Here is a 19,897-nt window from a genome sequence, read left to right as displayed (position 1 = left end):
GGCGGCTTACTCGGGATGGCGCGGTGACGTCACTGTACGTATAGTACGTACACAGCGTATATCCGGGTAATTCCCGACTTCGGTGGAAACCGCTTGCGGTACTCGTTGGCGCCGAGGGCTTAAGACGCGGGGGGCTCGGAGTCCTGCTGTGCCTCGACAATGATGCGCAAACATTTGAGGAAGAGCGGCCGGTATTCATCGGGCAGCAATGCCATGAAGCGCCGCTCGACCTCGACGTCGCGGGGCATCACCCGCTCCAGCAGCCGCGCGCCTTCCGGCGCCAGGAATAACTGATACGCGCGCTGATCGTCCTTGGCAGCTACCCGCTGAATCAGGCCGGCGGCCGACAGGCGCTTGACCATCTCGGCCATGGTGTTGCGGTCCATGAACAGGCGATCGGCCAGTGCGCTTTGGCTCAGACCCGGCTCCTGGTACAGGATGACCAGCGCGGCCTTCTGCCTCGGGGTGATCGAGTCGCTGGCGAACGTCTGCGCAAACATCTCCTCGGCGCGGAAATGCGCACGCCGCAGCAAGTGGGTCGGGACATCTTCCAGCTTGAATCCCTGCAATATTTTCCTGACCTCAGGCGATACCTGGCTGCCCGCATGATCGCTTGCAGCGTGTCCGTGCTTGTCCTTGGCACGCGATGTGGAAGCGGTCTCCCGGTTCCGGGAGGTGGTGCGTGTCGGCATGGGCAAATCCATCAGCAATGTACTGAGCGCCATTGTGCCAAATACGCACGCCTGTGCACATGCCACCCATGCTCCATCTAAGCACTATGCGTACTAATTTTTCCGGCGAATGAGGGTAAACGTGCATCGGCGCGGTCGCGTTTTGCATTGACTTCGTTGTTTCCCGTTGCATAGACTGATGGACATAGAACGTACACGTACAAATGCACCAAAACGGAACTTCGGATTCCGGCCAACTTGATGGTGCTCGTGCCCGCGTCAGAAACCATCCGGAGAGCGGATTGAGACAGATCGTTGCCACCCGTTGCCTTCCCGAGCCGCGCTTTCACTACAGCCCGGTCGTTCGGACACAAGCCGGCGTGTTCGTATCGGGCCTCGTCGGTCTGGAGCCACGAACGGGAGCACTTGCTCAGGGCACGCATGCACAGACGCGGCAGATTCTGATGAATCTGTTTGCGCTGTGCCATGAGCAAGGTTGGCCCCGCGAGTGCATCGCGATGGCGAGGCTCTTCTGCATTCCCTCAGCGCGGCAGGCCGACATGCATCGTGCATGGGAGGAGGCGTTCGCCGATATCGCGCCGCCGGCACGGTCGTTCGTGGTCGTGCATTCGCTGCCGTTGGGCGCGGATGTGGAGATCGAATTTCAGTTGGCGCCCTGAGAGCGCAAGGAGGTCGGTATGTCGAACGGAGAAATCGTGGCGGGCTTCCTTGCTCCGCATCCCCCGCACCTGGTCTACGCCGAGAACCCGCCGCAGAACGAGCCGCGTGCGGAAGGCGGCTGGGAACAGCTGCGCTGGGCCTATGAGCAGGCCCGCGCAAGCCTGGACGCGCTCAAGCCCGATGTGCTGCTGGTCCATTCGCCACACTGGATCACGCAGGTCGGGCACCATTTTCTCGGTGTCCCTCATCTGTCGGGCAAGTCAGTCGACCCGATCTTTCCGAACCTGTTCCGCTACCGCTTCGAATTGGACATCGATGTCGACCTCGCGCAGGCCTGTTGCGACGAGGGCCGCAAGCTCGGCCTGGTGACCAAGATGATGCGCAATCCGAATTTCCGCGTCGACTACGGAACCATCACCACGCTGCATATGGTGCGACCGCAATGGGATATTCCGGTGGTCGGCATCTCGGCCAACAACACGCCTTACCACCTCAACACGAAGGAGGGGCAGGGCGAGATGGACCTGCTCGGCCGCGCCACGCGCGAGGCGATTCGCAAGACTGGCAGGCGCGCAGTCCTTCTGGCCAGCAACACACTGTCGCACTGGCACTTTCATGAGGAGCCGTCGCTGCCTGAAGACATGAGCAAGGAGCACCCGGAGCGCTACGACGGCTACAAGTGGGATGTCCGCATGATCGACCTGATGCGCAAGGGCCAGATGAAGGAAGTGTTCGAGCTGCTCCCGCAATTCATCGACGAAGCATTCGCCGAGGTGAAATCCGGCGCCTTCACCTGGATGCACGCGGCGATGGGGTATCCCCAGCTTGCCGGCAAGCTGCATGGCTACGGCACCGTCATCGGTACCGGCAACGCCGTGATCGAGTGGAACCTCGAGGAGGCCGGCCTCTCCAGCCTGGAGCCCGTGACGCAATCCAGTCTGAGCCCGGCATAACCATAAGAAGCAGGAGACCTGAACGTGACGATCGTATCCGCATTCCTCGTTCCCGGCAGCCCGCTGCCGCAACTGCGGCCCGACATCGGGCCGTGGGGCCGCATTCGCGAAGGGTTCGCGCGGGCCGGCAGGGCGCTCGCCGAATCGAAGCCCGACAGCGTGCTGATCTACTCCACGCAATGGTTTGCGGTGCTCGACCAGTTGTGGATCACCCGCGAGCGCAGCACAGGCCTGCACGTCGACGAAAACTGGCACGAGTTCGGCGCGCAGGAGGTCGACATCCACTCCGACTGCGCACTGGCCCAGCGGTGCGTGCAAGCCTGCAATACCGCAGGCATCAAGACGCGCGGCGTCGACTACGACCAGTTTCCGGTCGATACCGGCACGATCACCGCCACCACGCTGATGAGCATCGGCTCGACCGAGCTACCGGTCGTTGTCGCGGCGAACAACCTCTACCACGGCGCCGAGCAGACGGAGCAACTGGGCGCGATCGCGTCAGCCGCGGCGCGGGACAAGCGCGTGGCCGTGGTGGGGATCGGCGGCCTGTCCAGCAGCATGTTCCGCGAGAACATCGACATGGAGACGGACCATATCGTCTCCGACGCGGATGACAAGTGGAATCGGCGTGTGCTGGGCCTGATGGAAGGCGGCGATATCGACGCGCTTCGCGCGGCGCTGCCGCAGTACGCCGCCGAAGCGCGCCCCGACATGGGCCTCAAGCACTTCTACTGGCTGCTCGGTGCGATGGGCGGCAGTTTCAAGAAGGCCACGGTGCATCAGTACGCGCCGCTGTACGGCAGCGGCGGCGCGGTCGTGGAGTTCTCGGTCCAGTAGCGTGTCTCGGTAAGGGCTTGCACTGCAGGCTTGCACTGCGGGCCCGCATTTTGTCTCCAAGGAGCATTCGTCTTGAAGCAGTACAGAAATTTCATCAATGGCCGGTTCGTCGAGAGCCAAAAGCGGTTTGCAGGAATCAACCCGGCGACCGGAGTGCGCTTTGCCGATGTGCACGAAGCCACCAGGGAGATGGTGGATGAAGCCGTCGCGGCGGGCCATCAGGCAGTGCGTGGCTGGGGCGCGACCTCGGTGGCCGACCGTGCCGATATGCTCTATCGCATCGCTGACGAGATCGATCGGCGCGCCGATGACTTCCTCGACGCCGAAGTCAGCGATACGGGAAAACCGGTATCGCTGGCCTCCAAACTGGATATCCCGCGCGGCGCGGCCAACTTTCGCATCTTTGCGGACATTCTGAAGACGGCTCCACTGGAGACCTTCCGCACCGAGCTGCCTGGCGGAGCCCACGCCATCAACTACGCCGTGCGCAAGCCATTAGGGGTGGTTGGCATCATTTCTCCGTGGAACCTGCCGCTGCTGCTGTTCAGCTGGAAGGTCGCTCCCGCGCTGGCCTGCGGTAATGCGGTGGTGGCGAAGCCGTCGGAAGAGACGCCGGGAACCGCGACGCTGCTCGCCGAGGTGATGCAGGAAGTGGGGCTACCGGGCGGCGTGTTCAACCTGGTGCATGGGTTCGGGCCGAACTCGGCCGGCGAGTTCATCACCAAACATCCCCGCATCAACGCCATCACCTTCACGGGGGAATCAAAGACCGGCACGGCGATCATGCACGCCGCCGCCGAGGGCGTGAAGCCGGTTTCGTTCGAGCTGGGCGGCAAGAACGCTGCCATCGTCTTCGCGGACTGCGATTTCGACAAGACCGTGGATGGCATGACGCGCGCGGCGTTCCTCAACAGCGGCCAGGTTTGCCTGTGCTCCGAGCGGATCTTTGTCGAGCGTCCCATCTACGATCGCTTCGTGACGGCGCTCGCCGAACGCGCCAAACAAATCAGGCTGGGCGACCCCACCGACGAGGCGACTGGCATGGGCCCCGTCATCTCCGCGGGCCATCGCGACAAGGTTCTCAGCTACTACGCGCTGGCGCGTGAAGAAGGCGCCGAGTTCATCGTCGGCGGTGGCATCCCCAGCCTGGGCACCCCGTTCGATGACGGTTTCTGGGTCGAGCCGACGCTGATCGCCGGCCTGCCGGACGATGCACGCTGCGTGACGGAAGAGATCTTCGGGCCGATCTGCCACGTCACGCCTTTCGACTCGGAAGCCGAGGTCATCCAACGCGCGAATGCGACGCCCTATGGCCTGGCCGCGACCATCTGGACCAGCAACGTGAACAAGGCCCACCGCGTCGCGCAATCGATGAATGTGGGTGTGGCCTGGGTCAATGCCTGGTTCCTGCGAGACCTGCGCACCCCGTTCGGCGGAAGTGGCCTGTCCGGCATCGGGCGCGAGGGCGGCCTGCACTCGCTGAACTTCTACTCCGAGCTGACCAACGTCTGCATCCATGTCGATGCCCCGGATGCACGCCATGACTGAGAAGACTCCGAGCAAGGCCGCGACTTCGGCGGCCGTCGTCGAAGGCCGGGCGCAGCCGCGCGGCAGGTTTCCGCACGTCAAGCGCGCCGGTGATTTTCTGTTCGTCTCCGGCACCAGCTCGCGCCGGCCCGACAACAGCTTCGTGGGTGCGGACGTCGATGCCATGGGCGTGCTCGACGCCGACATCCGACAGCAGACCCGCGCGGTCATCGAGAACATCCGGGCCATTCTGCAGGGCGTCGGCGCGGAGCTGAACGATCTGGTGGAGCTGTCCGCCTATCTGGTCGATATGGGCGATTTCAAGGGCTACAACGAGGTGTACGCCGAGTACTTCGACTACGACGGTCCGGCCCGCACCACGGTGGCCGTACACCAGCTGCCTCACCCGATGCTGCGCATCGAAATCAAGGCGGTCGCCTACAAGCCGCTGGCTCCACGCGCATAAAGGAAGATTGCATCGTGACACCACAACAACGCGAAGAGGCCGCACGGGCCCTTTATCACGCCATGGATAGCGGGAAGCCGATTGCGCCGTTGCGCGACAGCTACCCGGACATCAACGACGAAGATGCCTATGCGATTCAGGCCATCAACACGGACCGTCGCATCGCGTCAGGCCGGCGCGTGATCGGCCGCAAGATCGGCCTCACCTCTGTCGTCGTTCAACGGCAGTTGGGCGTAGACCAACCCGACTTCGGCGCGCTCTTCGATGACATGTCGTTTGGCGATGCCGAGCCGATTCCGCTGTCGATCCTGCACCAGCCAAAGGTCGAGGCAGAGATCGGCTTCGTCCTGGGCCGCGATCTCGACATGGACCGGCCCACGCACCAGGAAGTGCTGCAAGCCGTGGACTACGTGATCCCGGCCCTCGAAATCGTGGGGAGCCGTATCGCCGACTGGAACATCAAGTTCGTCGACACCGTCGCCGACAACGCTTCGTGCGGGGTCTACGTATTGGGTTCGACACCGGTTTCCCTGCGCGGCCTGGATCTTGGCCTGGCCGGGATGTGCCTGTCGCGCCGTGGCGAACCGGTGTCGACCGGCGCCGGCGCGGCCTGCCTGGGCAACCCGCTGAACGCGGTGGTCTGGCTGGCGCGCACGATGTCGCGGCTCGGAAAGCCGCTGCGCGCAGGCGAACTCGTCCTCTCTGGAGCGCTGGGCCCCATGGTTCCGGTCAAACCGGGCGACGTGTTCGAGTGCCACATCAATGGGGTGGGACGCGTATGCACGCAGTTCGAATCGGATAACCAGGACACGGGAGTGGCGGCATGACTGCGTACGAAGAGATCACCGTCCGTCTGGACGATGCTGCCCGATACGCGCGCGAGATCCCGCAGTTCGACACGGACAGCAAGCTGAGCCTGCGGGACGCCTACGAGATCCAGCGGGCCTCCATCGCACGCCGACTCGAGCGAGGAGAGCGCCGTGTCGGCCTGAAGATGGGCTTCACCAGCCGGGCGAAGATGGTCCAGATGGGCCTGTCGGACGTGATCTGGGGCCGGCTGACCGACGCCATGCAATTGGAGGAGGGCGCCAACGTCGAGCGTTCGCGCTTCGTGCATCCGCGGGTCGAGCCGGAACTGGCGTTTCTATTGAAGAAGCCGTTGGCGGGAAACGTCACCGGCGCCGAGGCCCTGGCGGCGGTCGAAGCCATTGCCCCCGCGCTGGAAGTCATCGACTCGCGCTATCGGGACTTCAAGTTCACGCTTCCGGAGGTCATTGCCGACAACGCGTCGTCCAGCGGTTTCGTGGTCGGCGGCTGGCATTCGCCGTCAACGGACTTCAGCAATCTGGGACTCGTGATGAGCATCGACGGACGCGCCGTGCAGATCGGCTCGACGGCGGCACTGCTGGGCGATCCCTTGCGCTCGCTGGTGGCCGCGGCGCGTGTTTCGGCGGCGGCGGGCGAGCCGTTGCAGGCCGGGTGGATCGTGCTCGCCGGCGGGGCGACGCCAGCCGAGTGGATCCATCCCGGACAGCACATCGCGATGCGGATGCAGGGATTGGGCAGTGTCGGCTTTCAACTGGTCTGAGCACCCGGTCCGCTCATCCGCATCCCAGCACCCGTTCCTATCCTGAGTTCGCTATGCCCAGAAAATTCAAGGCTGCCATCATCGGCAGCGGAAACATTGGCACCGATCTGATGATCAAGATCCTGCGTCACGGCCATTGCATCGAGATGGCGGCCATGGTCGGGATCGATCCTGCCTCGGACGGTCTCGCCCGTGCATCGCGCCTGGGCGTGGCGACCACGCACGAGGGCGCCGAGGGTCTGACGCGCCTGCCCGTTTTCGACGAGATCGACTTTGTGTTCGATGCAACCAGCGCCGGCGCGCACGTACGCAACGACGCGCTGTTGCGTGCGCACAAGCCCGACATCCGCATCATCGATCTGACGCCGGCCGCCATCGGCCCGTACTGCATTCCCGTGGTCAACGGTCAACGAAATCTGGACGCGCCAAATGTCAATATGGTGACCTGCGGCGGTCAGGCGACCATTCCGATGGTGGCGGCGGTATCGCGCGTCGCCAAGGTCCACTACGCCGAAATCGTCGCCTCCATCGCCAGCAAGAGCGCCGGGCCCGGAACCCGGGCCAACATCGACGAATTCAACGAGACAACATCAAAGGCGATCGAGGCAGTGGGTGGCGCCTCCAAAGGCAAGGCCATCATCGTGCTGAACCCGGCCGAGCCGCCGCTGATCATGCGGGACACCGTCTACACCCTCAGCGATGTCGCCGACGAAGCGGCCATCGCGGATTCGGTGGCGAGGATGGCAGCCGATGTTCAGGGCTACGTGCCCGGCTATCGCTTGAAACAGGCCGTTCAGTTCGACCGCGTCGAAAACCTCAATGTGCCCGGCGTGGGCCGCATCTCCGGCCTGAAGACCAGCATCTTCCTGGAGGTCGAAGGGGCCGCGCACTACCTGCCGGCTTACGCGGGAAACCTCGACATCATGACCAGCGCTGGCCTTCGCACGGCCGAGCAGATGGCGGCACGCATGGCGGCCGCGACGGCCACTGCCTGAACCCGGGACACGACGATGAGCAAAGAACAGAACGCCATGCCGCCCAAGCTTTACGTCTCCGATGTGACGCTGCGAGACGGCAGCCACGCAATCCGACACCAATACTCGTTGACCCAGGTCCGCCAGATCGCCAAGGCGCTGGACGACGCCCGCGTCGATTCCATCGAGGTCGCACATGGCGATGGGCTTCAGGGTTCGAGCTTCAACTACGGCTTCGGCGCCCACACCGACCTGGAATGGATCGAGGCGGTGGCCGATGTGGTCAAGCACGCCAGGATCGCGACCCTGCTGCTGCCCGGCATCGGCACCGTTCACGACTTGCAGGCGGCGTACAACGCCGGGGCCCGCATCGTGCGCGTGGCAACCCATTGCACCGAAGCCGATGTGTCGCGCCAGCACATCGAGTTCGCGCGCCACCTGGGCATGGATACGGTGGGCTTCCTGATGATGAGCCACATGTCTGCTCCGCAGGCGCTGGCTCAACAGGCCAAGCTGATGGAAAGCTACGGCGCAACGTGCTGCTATGTCGTCGATTCCGGCGGCGCGATGACCATGAACGATGTTCGGGATCGCGTCCTCGCACTGCGCGAAGTCTTGCAGCCCGAAACCGCCATCGGCATCCACGCTCATCACAACCTGAGCCTGGGCGTGGCCAACTCCATTGTCGCGGTGGAGGCTGGCGCCATCCGTGTCGACGCGAGCCTGGCCGGGATGGGCGCCGGTGCAGGCAATGCACCTCTGGAGGTGTTCATCGCCGCTGCGGAACGCATGGGCTGGCAGCATGGCACGGACTTGTACCGACTGATGGACGCCGCCGATGATCTGGTACGTCCGCTGCAGGATCGCCCGGTGCGCGTAGACCGCGAAACGCTCGCACTCGGCTACGCCGGCGTGTACAGCTCGTTCCTGCGACACGCCGAGGCTGCCGCCCGCAAGTATGACCTGAAGACGGTCGACATTCTGGTGGAGCTCGGCAGGCGCCGCATGGTCGGCGGTCAGGAAGACATGATCGTCGATGTGGCGCTCGATCTGAAAAAACAAATGGCGGTATAGGCGGGCGTGTGGTGGTCTTTTCCCGCGCAAGGGAACGCCTGCCAGACGTTCATTGATTTCCTCTGCCTGGTACGTACGTACCCTATCGATGAGGGGCCCGAATATGACAGCACAAGCTGTTCTTCAGAAGAAGACGGATTGGTCGATATGGTCGATGGCATATTGCCAGGTCGACATGGCCAAGGACTTCTTTGGCGGTGCCGGTATTTATTCGAATGCCGGAAGCTGTCTCAGCCCAATGATCTACACGTTGCTGGTTGGCGGCGAAGTCGGCGGAAAGCAGCATGTCGCCCTGGTCGATTGTGGTTTCCAGAACAACCACTGGCTGACGCGCTACGCATTTTCAAGCTGGGAGGACCCCGCGGCAGTCCTCGGCCGGGTCGGCTTCGCGCCCGAGGATGTCGAAACCATTCTGGTGACCCATATGCATTTCGATCATATGGGAAATTTCGAAGCATTTCCTAACGCAAAGCTCCATATCCAGTTCGACGAATATGCGGGATGGTCGGATGCCGTGTGCTCGGCACACCAGCACGAGACGGAAGAAGAAAAGGAATGGGTCTTTACCTCATTCGATCCCGCGGATCTGATACGGGCATCACAGGGGGTCTCGAACGGGCGGATCAAGTTCATTCGCGGCGACGAAGAGGTCTTGCCCGGTGTCACGGCGAGGCTGGCCAAGGATAGCCATACCTTCGGTTCGCAATGGTTCGAAGTCAGCACGTCAATGGGCCTTTTATCGTCGCCGGGGATATTGCCTACTGGTACTCCAACATTGAGCGCATGTGGCCACCCGGATACCACCAGGGCAACGCATTCAATCAGATCAAGGCGTATCGGCAGATGCGAGAAGTGGTGAAGAACAAGACCGATCGCGTGATACCCGGTCATGATCCGGAAATCTGGAATCGCCATCGGACCTGGACCGCCCCAAGCGGAAACCAGATCGCGGAAATCAACGTCAAGGCTGGGGACACGTCAAGACGCCCGGATGCATCCGGCAACAGGACACTGATCACTTGAGATCATCGGTTCGAGAAGCAGCGAACGCCATCTATCGTTCGTCGGGACACCTTTCCTCGGAGAGCCCATGTCGTTTTTGTATCGCCAGTTTCAGACACAGGAACAAATTGACGCGCAATACGACGTCGAGAAGTCCGTCCCGGATTTCATGGTCTACGCCAGACACTATGCAGAAGAGAGCGAGGCCGTACGCAGGCGCTTGAAGCTTGTGCCGAGCGTGCCGTTTGGTCTCACCCTTGATGAGACGCTGGATATCTTCCCTGCCGAGGCGCCGGGCTCGCCGGTCTTCGTGTTCATCCATGGAGGAGCCTGGCGCAGCCTCAGCAGCAAGGAATTCTCCACGGTAGCAAAGGGCCTGCACGCGCGTGGCTTCACGACCGTCGTGGTCAACTATTCGCTCTGTCCCAAGGTCAGCATCGATGAAATTACGCGCCAGGCTCGCGCCGCGGTTGCATGGGTACTGAGAAACATCGAACGCTATGGCGGAGATCCAGGGCGTGTGGTTCTCGGCGGACACTCGGCAGGTGGGCATCTGACGGCCATGTGTCTGCAAACCGATTGGCAGAACGCGTACGGATTGGCCAGGGACCCGCTTGCCGGGGCCGTCATGGTGAGCGGGGTATTCGAAATCGAGCCGTTCCGCTGGTCGTCAATCCAGCCGATGCTGCAGATCGACGATGGTGTCATTCGGAGAAATACGCCACTGCACCAGGTGCGTCAGTGCCGCACGCCGATCCTTGTGTCGTGGGGCACCGAGGAACCAGAGGAATTCGCACGCCAGTCGCGCGCTTTCGCGCAGGCATGGGGCGACGCGGGAAACCAGGTCCAGACGCTGCCGCAGGACGGCCGCAATCACTTTGATGCCATCTACGGTTTCGAAGAATCCAACCACCCGCTGACCGAGTGGATCGTCAAGGTTGCGGGGATCTGATTTCAACCGGATCGAGATAGAGAGCCGACCATCATGAAGAGCAACATTTCTGCCGTGGCGCCCGCACGTCGCGCCTTTCTTTCCGCTGGGGTCGCTGCGGCGGGGTTGGCGCTGGCGAGCCCGACGACGGCAAGTTCGCCGGTACGAAAGGGGCCGCCGGTCTGGATGGATTTCGATCAGGAAGCCCTGGACAAGGCCTACGACCAGGCCGCATGGGCGCCGAACATCGAAACTCTCATCAGGCGCTGCGAAACGAACACCGAGGTCGCCCGGCGCCGTATCGGCGCTCCACGCAAGATTGCTTACGGCCCAACTTCGCATGAAACGCTGGAACTGACCGCCGCGAAGAAGGCCGGAGCGCCCGTGCATATCTTCGTTCATGGTGGGGCATGGCGTGGCTCCTCTGCGGCGCAGTGGGGATTCATGGCCGAGAATTTCGTGGCGAACGGCATCCACTATGTCGCCCCGGATTTCATCAACGTGATTCAAGCGAAGGGCAGCCTGGGGCCGATGGTCGACCAGGTCAAGCGGTCCATCGCATGGGTCTACCGGAACGCCGCATCATTCGGCGGCGATCCGAATCGAATCTACCTGTCGGCGCATTCGTCGGGCGCGCACCTGGCCGGTGTGGCGCTGACGACCGATTGGCAGGCCGAATTTGGCCTGCCCAACGATATCGTCAAGGGCGCGGTCCTGGTCAGCGGCATCTATGATCTGAAGCCTGTGAGGCTGTCGTCTCGCAGCAGCTACGTGAGCTTCGATGACGATGTCGAACAACGCTTCAGCCCTCAGCGCCACCTGGACCGGCTCAATACCCCGCTCGTATTGGTGCACGGGTTGCTGGAGACGCCGGAGTTCATTCGCCAGTCACAGGACTTCGGTGCCGCTGTTGCCAAGGCCGGCCATCCTGTGCAACGGATTACTGGACCGGAGTACAACCATATCGAGATCGTCGAAACGCTTGGCAGCCCTTTTGGTCTGGCGGGGTATGCAGCGCTGAAACAGGTGTTGGGATAACCGCATCTTTAACGCTAGGGTCGCATTCCGCTTGCGCCGCCGTTCCCCCGCCACGCGTCATCACCTGGTCGAACGCCTCATCCGCGTTGTCACCGAGAACGTTTCCGCGGGATGGATGGTGACGGAGACTTCGAAGGTGTCGCCCGCCTCGTCAAGGTAGCGGCGCACGACTTTCAGCACCGACGACCCGATTTCGATGCCGAGCGCGCGGGCCACGCGTTTGTCGGTCAGCGTCGAGGCACGTACGCTTTGTTCGATCTCGGCGATCTGCCGGCCGTGGCGCGACTCGATCAGCGAGCTGACGAGCACGTCCGGCGTATCTCGCACGATGGCGCCGATGTCCTCGTAGGCGGTATCGATATAGATGTCGGTCCACGCGATCGGCGTGGCGGCCGCATCGTCGTTCCATCGCACGCTTGAAATGCGCAGCCATTTCGTTGCCGGCGTGCCCCCCAACGCAGCAGCCACTTCGGCAGGCGCGACGGTCGTCTCCACGGCTTGCACTACGCGCCGATGCTGCTCCCCGAACTGCATCAGATCTTCGACCGACGCCAGCGTCGGCTTGAACACCGCCTTGGGCTCGGCGGCTTCGACACGTGTGCCGACGTTCTTTCGGCGCGACACCAGCCCGAGGTCCTGCAGTTCCTGCAATACAGCGCGGATCGTGTAGCGGCTGGCGTGGAACTGCTCGCACAACTCGAACTCGGTGGGCAACAGCGCTCCGACCGGATAGCGGCCGCCCTTGATGCCGTCCAACAGTTCGCGAGTGATCTCTGATGCGGTTCGTCTGCTCATTTCGCCATTGTCCCCGACTCAACGGAGCGCGATTCAAGGGTTAACACCTATTCTCCGGTATATGTTCGAACATATTTAATGCGGATATGTTCGAACATATCGAACGACCAGCCTATTGCAACAAGGTCGCTCCATGCCCAGCTACAGCATTCCCGCCGCCAGTACCGTCGTCGATTCCGCGCTGTTCCGCGATGCTTTCGGAACCAGGAAGATGCGAGAGATCTTCTCCGACGGTGCGCTGGTACAGCGCTACATCGACGTCGAGGTCGCCCTTGCCAGCGCCGAAGCCCGCGTTGGCGTGATTCCGGCCGAAGCGGCCGAGACGATCGCACGCGAAGCGCGTATCGAGCGCATCGACTTCAATCACATGCGCGAGGAAACCGATATTGTCGGTTATCCCATCCTGCCGCTGGTGCACCAGCTGGTGCAGATGTGCGGCGACGCAGGACGTTACGTTCACTGGGGAGCCACCACGCAGGACATCATGGACACGGCGGTGGCTCTGCAGGTGCGCGACGCGCTGGACAGTATCGATGCCGACATTCGCGAGCTGCGGGGCATCCTGGCCGATCTCGCCAAGGCGCATCGCGATACCCCGATGGCCGGCCGCACGCACCTGCAGCAAGCGCTGCCGGTGACCTTCGGCTACAAGGCCGCTGTCTGGCTGGCGATGTTCGACCGGCACCAGCAGCGCCTGGCCCAGCTACGCCCCAGGGTTGCGGTGGTGCAATTCGCCGGCGCCGCCGGCACGCTGGCATCGCTGGGCGACAAGGGCTTCCAGGTGCAGCGCGAGCTGGCCGAGGAGTTGGGCCTCGGGGTACCCGCGACGACCTGGCATGTCGCGCGTGACGGTTTTGCCGAGGCCGTCAATCTGCTCGCGCTGATTACCGGCTCGCTCGGCAAGATCGCGTTGGACATCATGATCATGGCGTCCACCGAGTTTGCGGAAGTCTACGAGCCCTTCGTCAAGGGGCGCGGGGCGAGCAGCACGATGCCGCAGAAGCGCAATCCCATTTCGAGCGAACTGATGCTGGCGGCATCGAAGGCGGTGCGTCAGCACGCCGGTTTGATGGTCGATGCGTTGGTCCAGGACTTCGAGCGCGCCACGGGGCCGTGGCACGCGGAGTGGATCGCGATTCCCGAGAGCTTCATCCTGACGTCCGGCGCGCTGCACCAGGCAAAGTTCGCGCTCGGCGGACTGATCGTCGATGCGCCACGCATGGCTCACAACCTCGGCATCTCCAAGGGCCTGATCGTGGCCGAAGCCGTGATGATGCGGATGGCCCCGCATATCGGTCGCCAACAAGCGCATGACGTCGTCTACGACGCCTGCCGCACCGTCAACGAAGCCGGCGGCACGCTGGCCGAAGCCCTGCTCGCCTTGCCCGCTGTCACGCAGCACTTCGACCGTGCGGCGATCGAGCAGATGGTCGATCCCACCAACTACCTCGGACTCGCGCCGCAGATGGTGGACCGCGCCGTCGCTCTATCGGCGGAAATCCCCTGAGCCAGCGCCGCCAGTACGGGACCGAGGCCGGTCAACGCGCACCGATCGCATCGAACGATTCAAGCGCATCCATTGCGGCGGCGGGCCGAAGCAGTCCGATCGCTGCAGCCTACCAAGGAGACAAATCATGAAAGCCATCCCAACCGTCGTGCGCGCCTCGATGACGATCGCCGCGCTGCTTGCCGCGGCGTCGGTACACGCGCAGAACTGGCCGACCCGGCCGATTACCTGGATCGTGCCCTTCGCCGCCGGCGGCCCCACCGACGCGCTGGCACGCACCATTGCCGACCGCGTGTCGCGCGAAGTCGGCCAGTCGATCATCATCGAAAACACGCCTGGCGCAGGCGGCACGATCGGGGCAGGGAAGGCAGCTCGCGCGCCCGCGGACGGCTACACGATGCTGGTGGGGCATATGGGCTATATGGGCGCCGCGCCGGCTCTCTACAAGAAGCTGCCCTACGACCCGGTCAAGGACTTTGCCCCGGTCTTCCGCTTTCCGGATACGCCAATGGTCTTGATGGTGCGCAAGGACCATCCCGCCAAGGATGTAAGGGCGCTGGTCGACTATGGCAAACAGAATCCGGGCAAGCTATTCATCAGCAATGCCGGCATGGGCTCGACCTCGCACTTGATCGCGGCGATGTTCGCCTCGTCCGCCGGCATCAAGGTCTCGCTGGTGCCGTACAAGGGTGCGGGTCCGGCGCTGATCGATGTCATCGGCGGGCAGGTCGATGGCATGTTCGACCAGACCAACACCGCGTTGCCGCAAATCACCGAGGCCAAGGTCAGGCCGCTGGCCGTCACGTCGGCCAGGCGGGTGGCACAGCTCAAGGACGTGCCGACGCTTGCCGAGACGGTCGCTCCCGGCTTCGAAGCGGCAACCTGGTATGGCATCTATGCGCCCAAGGGCACGGCACCGGCGGCAGTGGAAAAGATGCAGCAGGCCTATCTGAAGGTGATGAAGGACAAGGCGTTCACCGACCGGTTGTCGGCGCAGGCGATCCAGATGCTGCGCGAGGACCAGTACACGGCCAGCGCGCTGGGAAAGCACACCGAAGCGGAAGTCGCCCGCTGGAAGGTGCTGGCGGCCAAGGCCAATATCTCGCTGGACTGAGCGCGATGACGGCGACCCGCACCGAATACGACGCCTTCGGCCCGGTCGACATCCCGGCCGACCGCTACTGGGGCGCGCAGACCCAGCGTGCCCTGGCCGTCTTCGACATTGGCAGCGAGCGCTTCCCGCCCTGTTTGATCCGCGCGTTCGGCCTGCACAAGATGGCGGCGGCCACGGCCAATCTGCAGTGCGGCGCGCTGGATGCCGGCATTGCGGCGGCCATCATCGATGCGAGCGCAGAGGTGTGGCACGGCGCCTTCGACGACCATTTTCCATTGACGGTCTGGCAGACGGGATCCGGTACGCAGACCAATATGAATGCGAACGAGGTCATCGCCAATCGCGCGAACGAGCGGCTAGGCCAACCGTTGGGGACCAAGCGGCCCGTTCATCCGAACGATCACGTCAATCGCTCGCAATCATCCAACGACAGCTTTCCGACGGTGATGCACCTTGGTGCGGTGCTGGAATTGCAAGGCACGCTGCTACCGGCACTGACGGCACTACGAGACAGTCTGCAGGCCCGCGCCAAGGACTTCGCCGATATCCTCAAGCTGGCCCGCACGCATCTGATGGATGCCGTGCCGACGACGCTGGGCCGCAGCTTCGAAGGCTTCGCCGCGCAGATGGATCACGCGGTGGCACGCATCGATTCGACGATGCCGCGGCTGCTGATGTTGCCGCAGGGCGGCACTGCGGCAGGGACGGGGCTGAACGCGCCCGCCGGATTTGCGCAGGCATTCTGCGACGAAGCAAGCCGCCTGACGGGTCAGCCATTTCGTCCCAATCCCTGCAAGGTCGAAGGCATGGCAGCCCACGATGCCTTGCTGGAACTGTCTGGCGCGCTGAACGTCATCGCGGCATCGTTCATCAAGATCGCCAACGATCTGCGCTGGATGAGCTCGGGGCCGAGCTGCGGCATCGGAGAAATCGTCATGCCGGAGGACGGGTTGACATCGTCGATCATGCCGGGCAAACGCAACCCGACGATCGCCGAGGTCATGGTGCAGGCTGGCATGCAGGTGGCCGGCAATCACGTGACCGTCACCATGGCAGCCGCCAGCGGCAATTTCGAGCTGAACGTCGCCAAGCCGGTGTTGATCCATAACGTGCTCCAGTCCATTCGACTGCTCGCAGACAGCGCGCGTACGCTGGCACAGCGGGTGATTCCGGGACTGGAGCCGAATCACGCGACCATGGCGCGACAGCTCGAGAGTCCGCTTCTGGCGGCCACCGCGCTCAATCCAGTGATCGGCTACGACCAGGCAGCACGGATCGTGCGCCACGCCATGGCAATGGGAGTGTCGCCACGTCAGGCGGCGGTCGACCTGGGGGTGCTCGGCGGCGAGGAGTACGACCGGCTCGTGAACCTCGAGAAGATGGGGCGTGGAGTCGCATAGTCCTTGCCCCATGCAGCGGTGAAAGGTCTCGAGCCCTTTTGGCTTGAAGGCAAGCAAGCTTTGCCGTTGACCTGCCGCTCGATCCGAAGCGATCAATGACGCGGCGGATTCGGATCGCTTCCTGCGGGGTTTCGCGTCTCCTGTACCTTCTGCTCGCCTACCGGCGCATTGCTGACCGGCGAGACCAGCGAGGACGGATCTATTGCGCCAGAGCCGGTCGGCGCCGTACTTCCCTGCGCCTGCGTCGCCGGGGCTTCCGATACACCGACTCTGCGGTCATCGTCGCCACCGCACGCCGACACCCCAAGGGCTGCCAGCGCTGCGGCGAACGCTACGCCGGCGCAGCGGGTCATCGAATCCTGTTTCACCTTGCACCTCCTGATTCTCGGCAATCGCTGCATGGTGCGGCACGCTCGGCAGTGCGGCCCGGCCCTGCCTTCGTAGGGGCAGTCTTGTCGCAAATCGACGCGACGGAGAAGACGAAAGCTGTAACAGATCGTTACGCGTCTTCTCATTTGGATCGCCCGAACTACCGTCTGCAATATGCGGCCCGCATGTCGATGTTCAGCCTTTGGTGACCCCGCCAAGGAGGCAACAGATGGGTGCTCGAATTGCAGTGATATCGCTCGTCGGTGCGACTTTGCTGGCCGCACATCCCGCTCCGGCGCAAGCGCCTTCCACCGATGCACAGATCAACGCGATCGTGCAATCGATCCTCAACCAGATGACGCAAGCCGAGAAGCTCGACTACGTCAGCGGCACCGGCGCATGGGACGTCAAGCCGCTGCCTCGGCTAGGCGTGCCGCAGATCCGCGCGACGGACGGCGGCCTTGGCGTGCGATTGAGCGATCCGCAAGGCGTCGCCTATCCGGCCGGCCCTGCGCTCGCATCGACATTCAGCGTCGATCGCGCCAAGCAGATGGGTGTCGGCCTTGGCCTGGACACGCGCAACCACGGTTTCCAGCAGGTGACCGGCCCTGGCCTGAACATGTATCGCACGCCTTTCGCCGGCCGTGCGTTCGAGTACCTGTCCGGTGAGGATCCCTTTCTTGGCGCGGTGCTGGGCGCCGCGCAGGTCAATGCGATCCAGTCGCAAGGCGTGTGGGCCGACGCGAAGCACTATCTCGCCAACGAGCAGGAGGTCAACCGCTTCAACCTGATGGAGACCATCAGCGAGCGGGCACTGCGGGAAATTTACATGGTGCCGTTCGAATCGGCTGTAAAGAACGCCAATGTCGCGGTGATCATGTGCGGATTCAATGGGCTCAATGGCGCCGATCCGGTTTGCGAGAGCGAGCATGCGATTCAGCGGGTGCTGAAGAACGAATGGGGATTCAAGGGCATCGTCGAGACCGACTATGCGACGCTGAAACATGGCCAGGCCGCGGCAGTGGCGGGCGTGGATATCGAACGGCCGTCAGCGCTGCATTTCACGCCAGCCGCGCTCAGTGCGATGCTGGCAAACGGCTCGTTGACGCAAGCCCAGCTCGATGACAAGGTGCGCCGGATTCTCGGACGCGTCGTGGCCTACGGGTTTATCGGCAGCGTGCCGCCGGCGACCGGCGAATCGCATCCGCCGTTTTCCGAGCGCGCCGCGCTGGACGTGGCGCGCGAGGGCATCGTGCTGCTGAAGAACAGCGGGCAACTGCTGCCGTTGCAGCGCGGCTCGGTGCGCAATATCGCGGTGATTGGACGGCTGGCCACCGACGTGCCGCCGACCGGCTTCGGCAGCGCCTATGTCCGGGCCTCGCGCTTCATCACCGAGATCGACGGCTTGCGGCAGATCGCCGGTCCGGGCACGAATATCGTGCTGCTCGACGCGCTGACGCTGGATCCGGCCCGCTCCGCCTGGACCACGCCGACTGGGCAGCCGGGCGCGCAGGCGCAGTACTTCGCCAATGCCACCTGGAGCGGTGCGCCGGTGTTGTCGCGCGTGGAGCCGGTGATCAACCTCGATACGTCGGGCAATGCGCCGCCGGGAAGCGCCTATACCACGCGCTATGGCGGCGACGGCTCGGCGCCACCGTCGTCGGTACGCTGGACGACCACGATCCGGCCCACGATCACCGGGCCCCATGTGTTCAAGGCCAGGGCCGATGGCGCGGTCCGTCTCTACGTCAACGGCCAGCTGATCATGGACAACGGCGAGGGGACACCGCTTCCCAACAACGTGATTCCGCCTACCGTGCCGCTGAGCGCGCGCATGCATTTGCAGGCGGGGCAGACCTATACCGTGCAGTTCGACTACTCGCGCCGCCCTGGCTATATCCCTGTGTTCGGCGGCTTCCTCGGCGCGCAATTGAGCTGGGCCTCGCTGCAGGCGCCAGCGGATCTGCGCAACTACGATGCGGTGGTGGTCGCGGCCGGCAACAGCGCGGAGTACGAGGGAGAAGGATTCGATCATCCCTTTACGCTGCCGGAATTCCAGGACGAGCTGATCGCCAACCTGTCGCGAGCGAATCCGCGCACGATCGCCGTGCTGCATGGTGGCACCGGACTCGACATGCGCAACTGGATCGATCAAGTAGGCGCCGTGCTGCACGCGTGGTATCCCGGCTCGAACGGCGGGCAGGCGCTGGCCGAGATCCTGTTCGGCGACGTCAATCCTTCCGGCAAGCTGCCCATCACGATCGAGCGGAACATCGCGGACAACCCGACCTATCCGAACTACCCGCAGTTTTCCAACGATCCGAACATCCGCGCGATGACCTACACCGAGGACATCTTCGTCGGCTATCGGGGATTCGAACGCAGCAACGTGGCGCCGCTGTTCCCGTTCGGGTTCGGGCTTTCCTATACGACCTTTGCCTACTCGTCGCTGAGCGTGTCGCCAGGGTTTGCCGCGGGGCAGGGCCGGATCGCCGTGTCGTTCGATATCACCAATTCGGGCCAGATGGCGGGTGCCGAAGCGGCACAGGTCTACGTGAGCCAGCGCGGATCCGCGGTGCCCAGACCGGTCAAGGAGCTCAAGGGATTCACCAAGGTCTTCCTGCAACCGGGGCAAACGCAACGGGTCACGGTGTACCTGGACCAGCGCTCGCTGTCGTATTTCGACCCAGCCCGCAATGCGTGGGTATCGGAAGCCGGCGCGGTCGATGTCCTGGTCGGCGCTTCGTCGCAGGACATCCGGCTGCGCGGCCAGCTGTTCAATATCCTGCCCTCGGTGGTGACGCCGCGCGCCAGCAATCCGCTGCCGGACCCGACGCTGGTGCAATTGGGGCCGGTGCATCCTTGATGCTGGCCGGATGATCGCTTGACACCCGGCCGGCGGGATCCCAGGCCGCCAGCGACGTGAATCCGAACGCAGCGCCGCGTGGCCGGTTCGGCCACGCGTGCGGG

At 63.5% G+C, this 19,897-nt stretch carries 18 protein-coding genes; 16 read left to right on the top strand and 2 right to left on the bottom strand.

What is annotated here, in order from left to right; all coding sequences use genetic code 11:
• Nucleotides 1-119: 119 nt before the first annotated feature.
• A complete protein-coding gene (locus tag M1D55_RS08575; protein WP_082928564.1) occupies nt 120-692 on the bottom strand; it encodes a MarR family winged helix-turn-helix transcriptional regulator in 573 nt (190 codons plus the stop codon).
• A gap of 281 nt (nt 693-973) precedes the next feature.
• Here M1D55_RS08575 and M1D55_RS08570 point away from each other — a divergent pair, with 281 nt between their 5' ends.
• From M1D55_RS08570 to M1D55_RS08515, 12 genes are all read left to right on the top strand, one after another.
• Entirely contained in the window at nt 974-1,351 is a 378-nt protein-coding gene (locus tag M1D55_RS08570; RefSeq protein WP_064576202.1) for a RidA family protein, read from the top strand.
• 18 nt (nt 1,352-1,369) lie between these two features.
• Nucleotides 1,370-2,305, top strand: a complete 936-nt coding sequence (locus tag M1D55_RS08565; RefSeq protein WP_064576203.1) for a DODA-type extradiol aromatic ring-opening family dioxygenase — start codon at nt 1,370-1,372, stop codon at nt 2,303-2,305.
• Nucleotides 2,306-2,329: 24 nt separating this feature from the next.
• Nucleotides 2,330-3,142: a DODA-type extradiol aromatic ring-opening family dioxygenase gene (locus M1D55_RS08560; protein ID WP_456280658.1), complete on the top strand. Its 813-nt coding sequence runs from the start codon at nt 2,330-2,332 to the stop codon at nt 3,140-3,142.
• Nucleotides 3,143-3,214: 72 nt separating this feature from the next.
• Nucleotides 3,215-4,690: a 2-hydroxymuconic semialdehyde dehydrogenase gene (locus M1D55_RS08555; protein ID WP_456280657.1), complete on the top strand. Its 1,476-nt coding sequence runs from the start codon at nt 3,215-3,217 to the stop codon at nt 4,688-4,690.
• Nucleotides 4,683-5,135, top strand: coding sequence for a RidA family protein (locus tag M1D55_RS08550; protein ID WP_231906448.1), 453 nt, complete (start codon nt 4,683-4,685; stop codon nt 5,133-5,135). Before M1D55_RS08555 ends, M1D55_RS08550 begins: the two co-directional genes overlap by 8 nt.
• Nucleotides 5,136-5,149: 14 nt before the next feature.
• Complete coding sequence (gene mhpD, locus M1D55_RS08545) at nt 5,150-5,962, top strand: 2-keto-4-pentenoate hydratase (protein WP_456280656.1); 813 nt, start codon at nt 5,150-5,152, stop codon at nt 5,960-5,962.
• Complete coding sequence (locus M1D55_RS08540) at nt 5,959-6,723, top strand: 2-keto-4-pentenoate hydratase (RefSeq protein WP_064576208.1); 765 nt, start codon at nt 5,959-5,961, stop codon at nt 6,721-6,723. The genes mhpD and M1D55_RS08540 overlap by 4 nt, the downstream gene beginning before the upstream one ends.
• 53 nt (nt 6,724-6,776) lie before the next feature.
• Nucleotides 6,777-7,718, top strand: a complete 942-nt coding sequence (locus M1D55_RS08535) for an acetaldehyde dehydrogenase (acetylating) (protein ID WP_456280655.1) — start codon at nt 6,777-6,779, stop codon at nt 7,716-7,718.
• A gap of 36 nt (nt 7,719-7,754) precedes the next feature.
• The gene (gene dmpG / locus M1D55_RS08530) at nt 7,755-8,771 is read left to right on the top strand and encodes a 4-hydroxy-2-oxovalerate aldolase (RefSeq protein WP_064576380.1); all 1,017 of its coding nucleotides are present in this window, start codon (nt 7,755-7,757) and stop codon (nt 8,769-8,771) included.
• A 103-nt stretch (nt 8,772-8,874) separates the two neighbouring features.
• Nucleotides 8,875-9,630 carry an MBL fold metallo-hydrolase gene (locus M1D55_RS08525; RefSeq protein WP_456280654.1) on the top strand — a complete coding sequence of 252 codons (756 nt, stop codon included), beginning with the start codon at nt 8,875-8,877 and terminating at the stop codon, nt 9,628-9,630.
• Between the two features lie 231 nt (nt 9,631-9,861).
• A complete protein-coding gene (locus tag M1D55_RS08520) occupies nt 9,862-10,725 on the top strand; it encodes an alpha/beta hydrolase (RefSeq protein WP_456280653.1) in 864 nt (287 codons plus the stop codon).
• Between the two features lie 33 nt (nt 10,726-10,758).
• Complete coding sequence (locus M1D55_RS08515) at nt 10,759-11,742, top strand: alpha/beta hydrolase (RefSeq protein ID WP_456280652.1); 984 nt, start codon at nt 10,759-10,761, stop codon at nt 11,740-11,742.
• Between the two features lie 60 nt (nt 11,743-11,802).
• Here the strand turns inward: M1D55_RS08515 and M1D55_RS08510 are convergent, their stop codons facing one another.
• A complete protein-coding gene (locus M1D55_RS08510) occupies nt 11,803-12,537 on the bottom strand; it encodes a GntR family transcriptional regulator (protein ID WP_053824388.1) in 735 nt (244 codons plus the stop codon).
• Nucleotides 12,538-12,670: 133 nt separating this feature from the next.
• Between M1D55_RS08510 and pcaB the strand changes: the two genes are divergently transcribed.
• The 4 genes from pcaB (at nt 12,671) to M1D55_RS08490 (ending at nt 19,793) form a co-directional block, all read left to right on the top strand.
• The gene (pcaB, locus tag M1D55_RS08505; protein WP_456280651.1) at nt 12,671-14,044 is read left to right on the top strand and encodes a 3-carboxy-cis,cis-muconate cycloisomerase; all 1,374 of its coding nucleotides are present in this window, start codon (nt 12,671-12,673) and stop codon (nt 14,042-14,044) included.
• Between the two features lie 127 nt (nt 14,045-14,171).
• Complete coding sequence (locus tag M1D55_RS08500; RefSeq protein WP_006575501.1) at nt 14,172-15,158, top strand: tripartite tricarboxylate transporter substrate binding protein BugD; 987 nt, start codon at nt 14,172-14,174, stop codon at nt 15,156-15,158.
• Between the two features lie 5 nt (nt 15,159-15,163).
• Nucleotides 15,164-16,558: a class II fumarate hydratase gene (locus M1D55_RS08495; RefSeq protein ID WP_456280650.1), complete on the top strand. Its 1,395-nt coding sequence runs from the start codon at nt 15,164-15,166 to the stop codon at nt 16,556-16,558.
• 703 nt (nt 16,559-17,261) lie between these two features.
• On the top strand, nt 17,262-19,793 hold the full coding sequence (locus M1D55_RS08490; RefSeq protein WP_456280649.1) for a beta-glucosidase: 2,532 nt from the start codon (nt 17,262-17,264) through the stop codon (nt 19,791-19,793).
• Nucleotides 19,794-19,897 lie beyond the last annotated feature (104 nt).

The sequence above is a fragment of the Cupriavidus sp. JZ107 genome, from assembly GCF_053903255.1.
The sequence above is the reverse complement of the archived record's forward strand: the minus strand, read 5'-3'. Positions and strand labels throughout refer to the sequence as shown.

What these genes read in the sequence shown, in the direction of transcription:
- M1D55_RS08525 (WP_456280654.1), top strand. Translation starts at nt 8,875, where the DNA reads ATGACAGCACAAGCTGTTCTTCAGAAGAAGACGGATTGGTCGATATGG.
- dmpG (WP_064576380.1), top strand. Translation starts at nt 7,755, where the DNA reads ATGCCGCCCAAGCTTTACGTCTCCGATGTGACGCTGCGAGACGGCAGC.
- M1D55_RS08500 (WP_006575501.1), top strand. Translation starts at nt 14,172, where the DNA reads ATGAAAGCCATCCCAACCGTCGTGCGCGCCTCGATGACGATCGCCGCG.
- M1D55_RS08540 (WP_064576208.1), top strand. Translation starts at nt 5,959, where the DNA reads ATGACTGCGTACGAAGAGATCACCGTCCGTCTGGACGATGCTGCCCGA.
- M1D55_RS08510 (WP_053824388.1), bottom strand. Translation starts at nt 12,537, where the DNA reads ATGAGCAGACGAACCGCATCAGAGATCACTCGCGAACTGTTGGACGGC.
- M1D55_RS08575 (WP_082928564.1), bottom strand. Translation starts at nt 692, where the DNA reads ATGCCGACACGCACCACCTCCCGGAACCGGGAGACCGCTTCCACATCG.
- M1D55_RS08535 (WP_456280655.1), top strand. Translation starts at nt 6,777, where the DNA reads ATGCCCAGAAAATTCAAGGCTGCCATCATCGGCAGCGGAAACATTGGC.
- pcaB (WP_456280651.1), top strand. Translation starts at nt 12,671, where the DNA reads ATGCCCAGCTACAGCATTCCCGCCGCCAGTACCGTCGTCGATTCCGCG.
- M1D55_RS08495 (WP_456280650.1), top strand. Translation starts at nt 15,164, where the DNA reads ATGACGGCGACCCGCACCGAATACGACGCCTTCGGCCCGGTCGACATC.
- M1D55_RS08520 (WP_456280653.1), top strand. Translation starts at nt 9,862, where the DNA reads ATGTCGTTTTTGTATCGCCAGTTTCAGACACAGGAACAAATTGACGCG.
- M1D55_RS08515 (WP_456280652.1), top strand. Translation starts at nt 10,759, where the DNA reads ATGAAGAGCAACATTTCTGCCGTGGCGCCCGCACGTCGCGCCTTTCTT.
- M1D55_RS08565 (WP_064576203.1), top strand. Translation starts at nt 1,370, where the DNA reads ATGTCGAACGGAGAAATCGTGGCGGGCTTCCTTGCTCCGCATCCCCCG.
- M1D55_RS08550 (WP_231906448.1), top strand. Translation starts at nt 4,683, where the DNA reads ATGACTGAGAAGACTCCGAGCAAGGCCGCGACTTCGGCGGCCGTCGTC.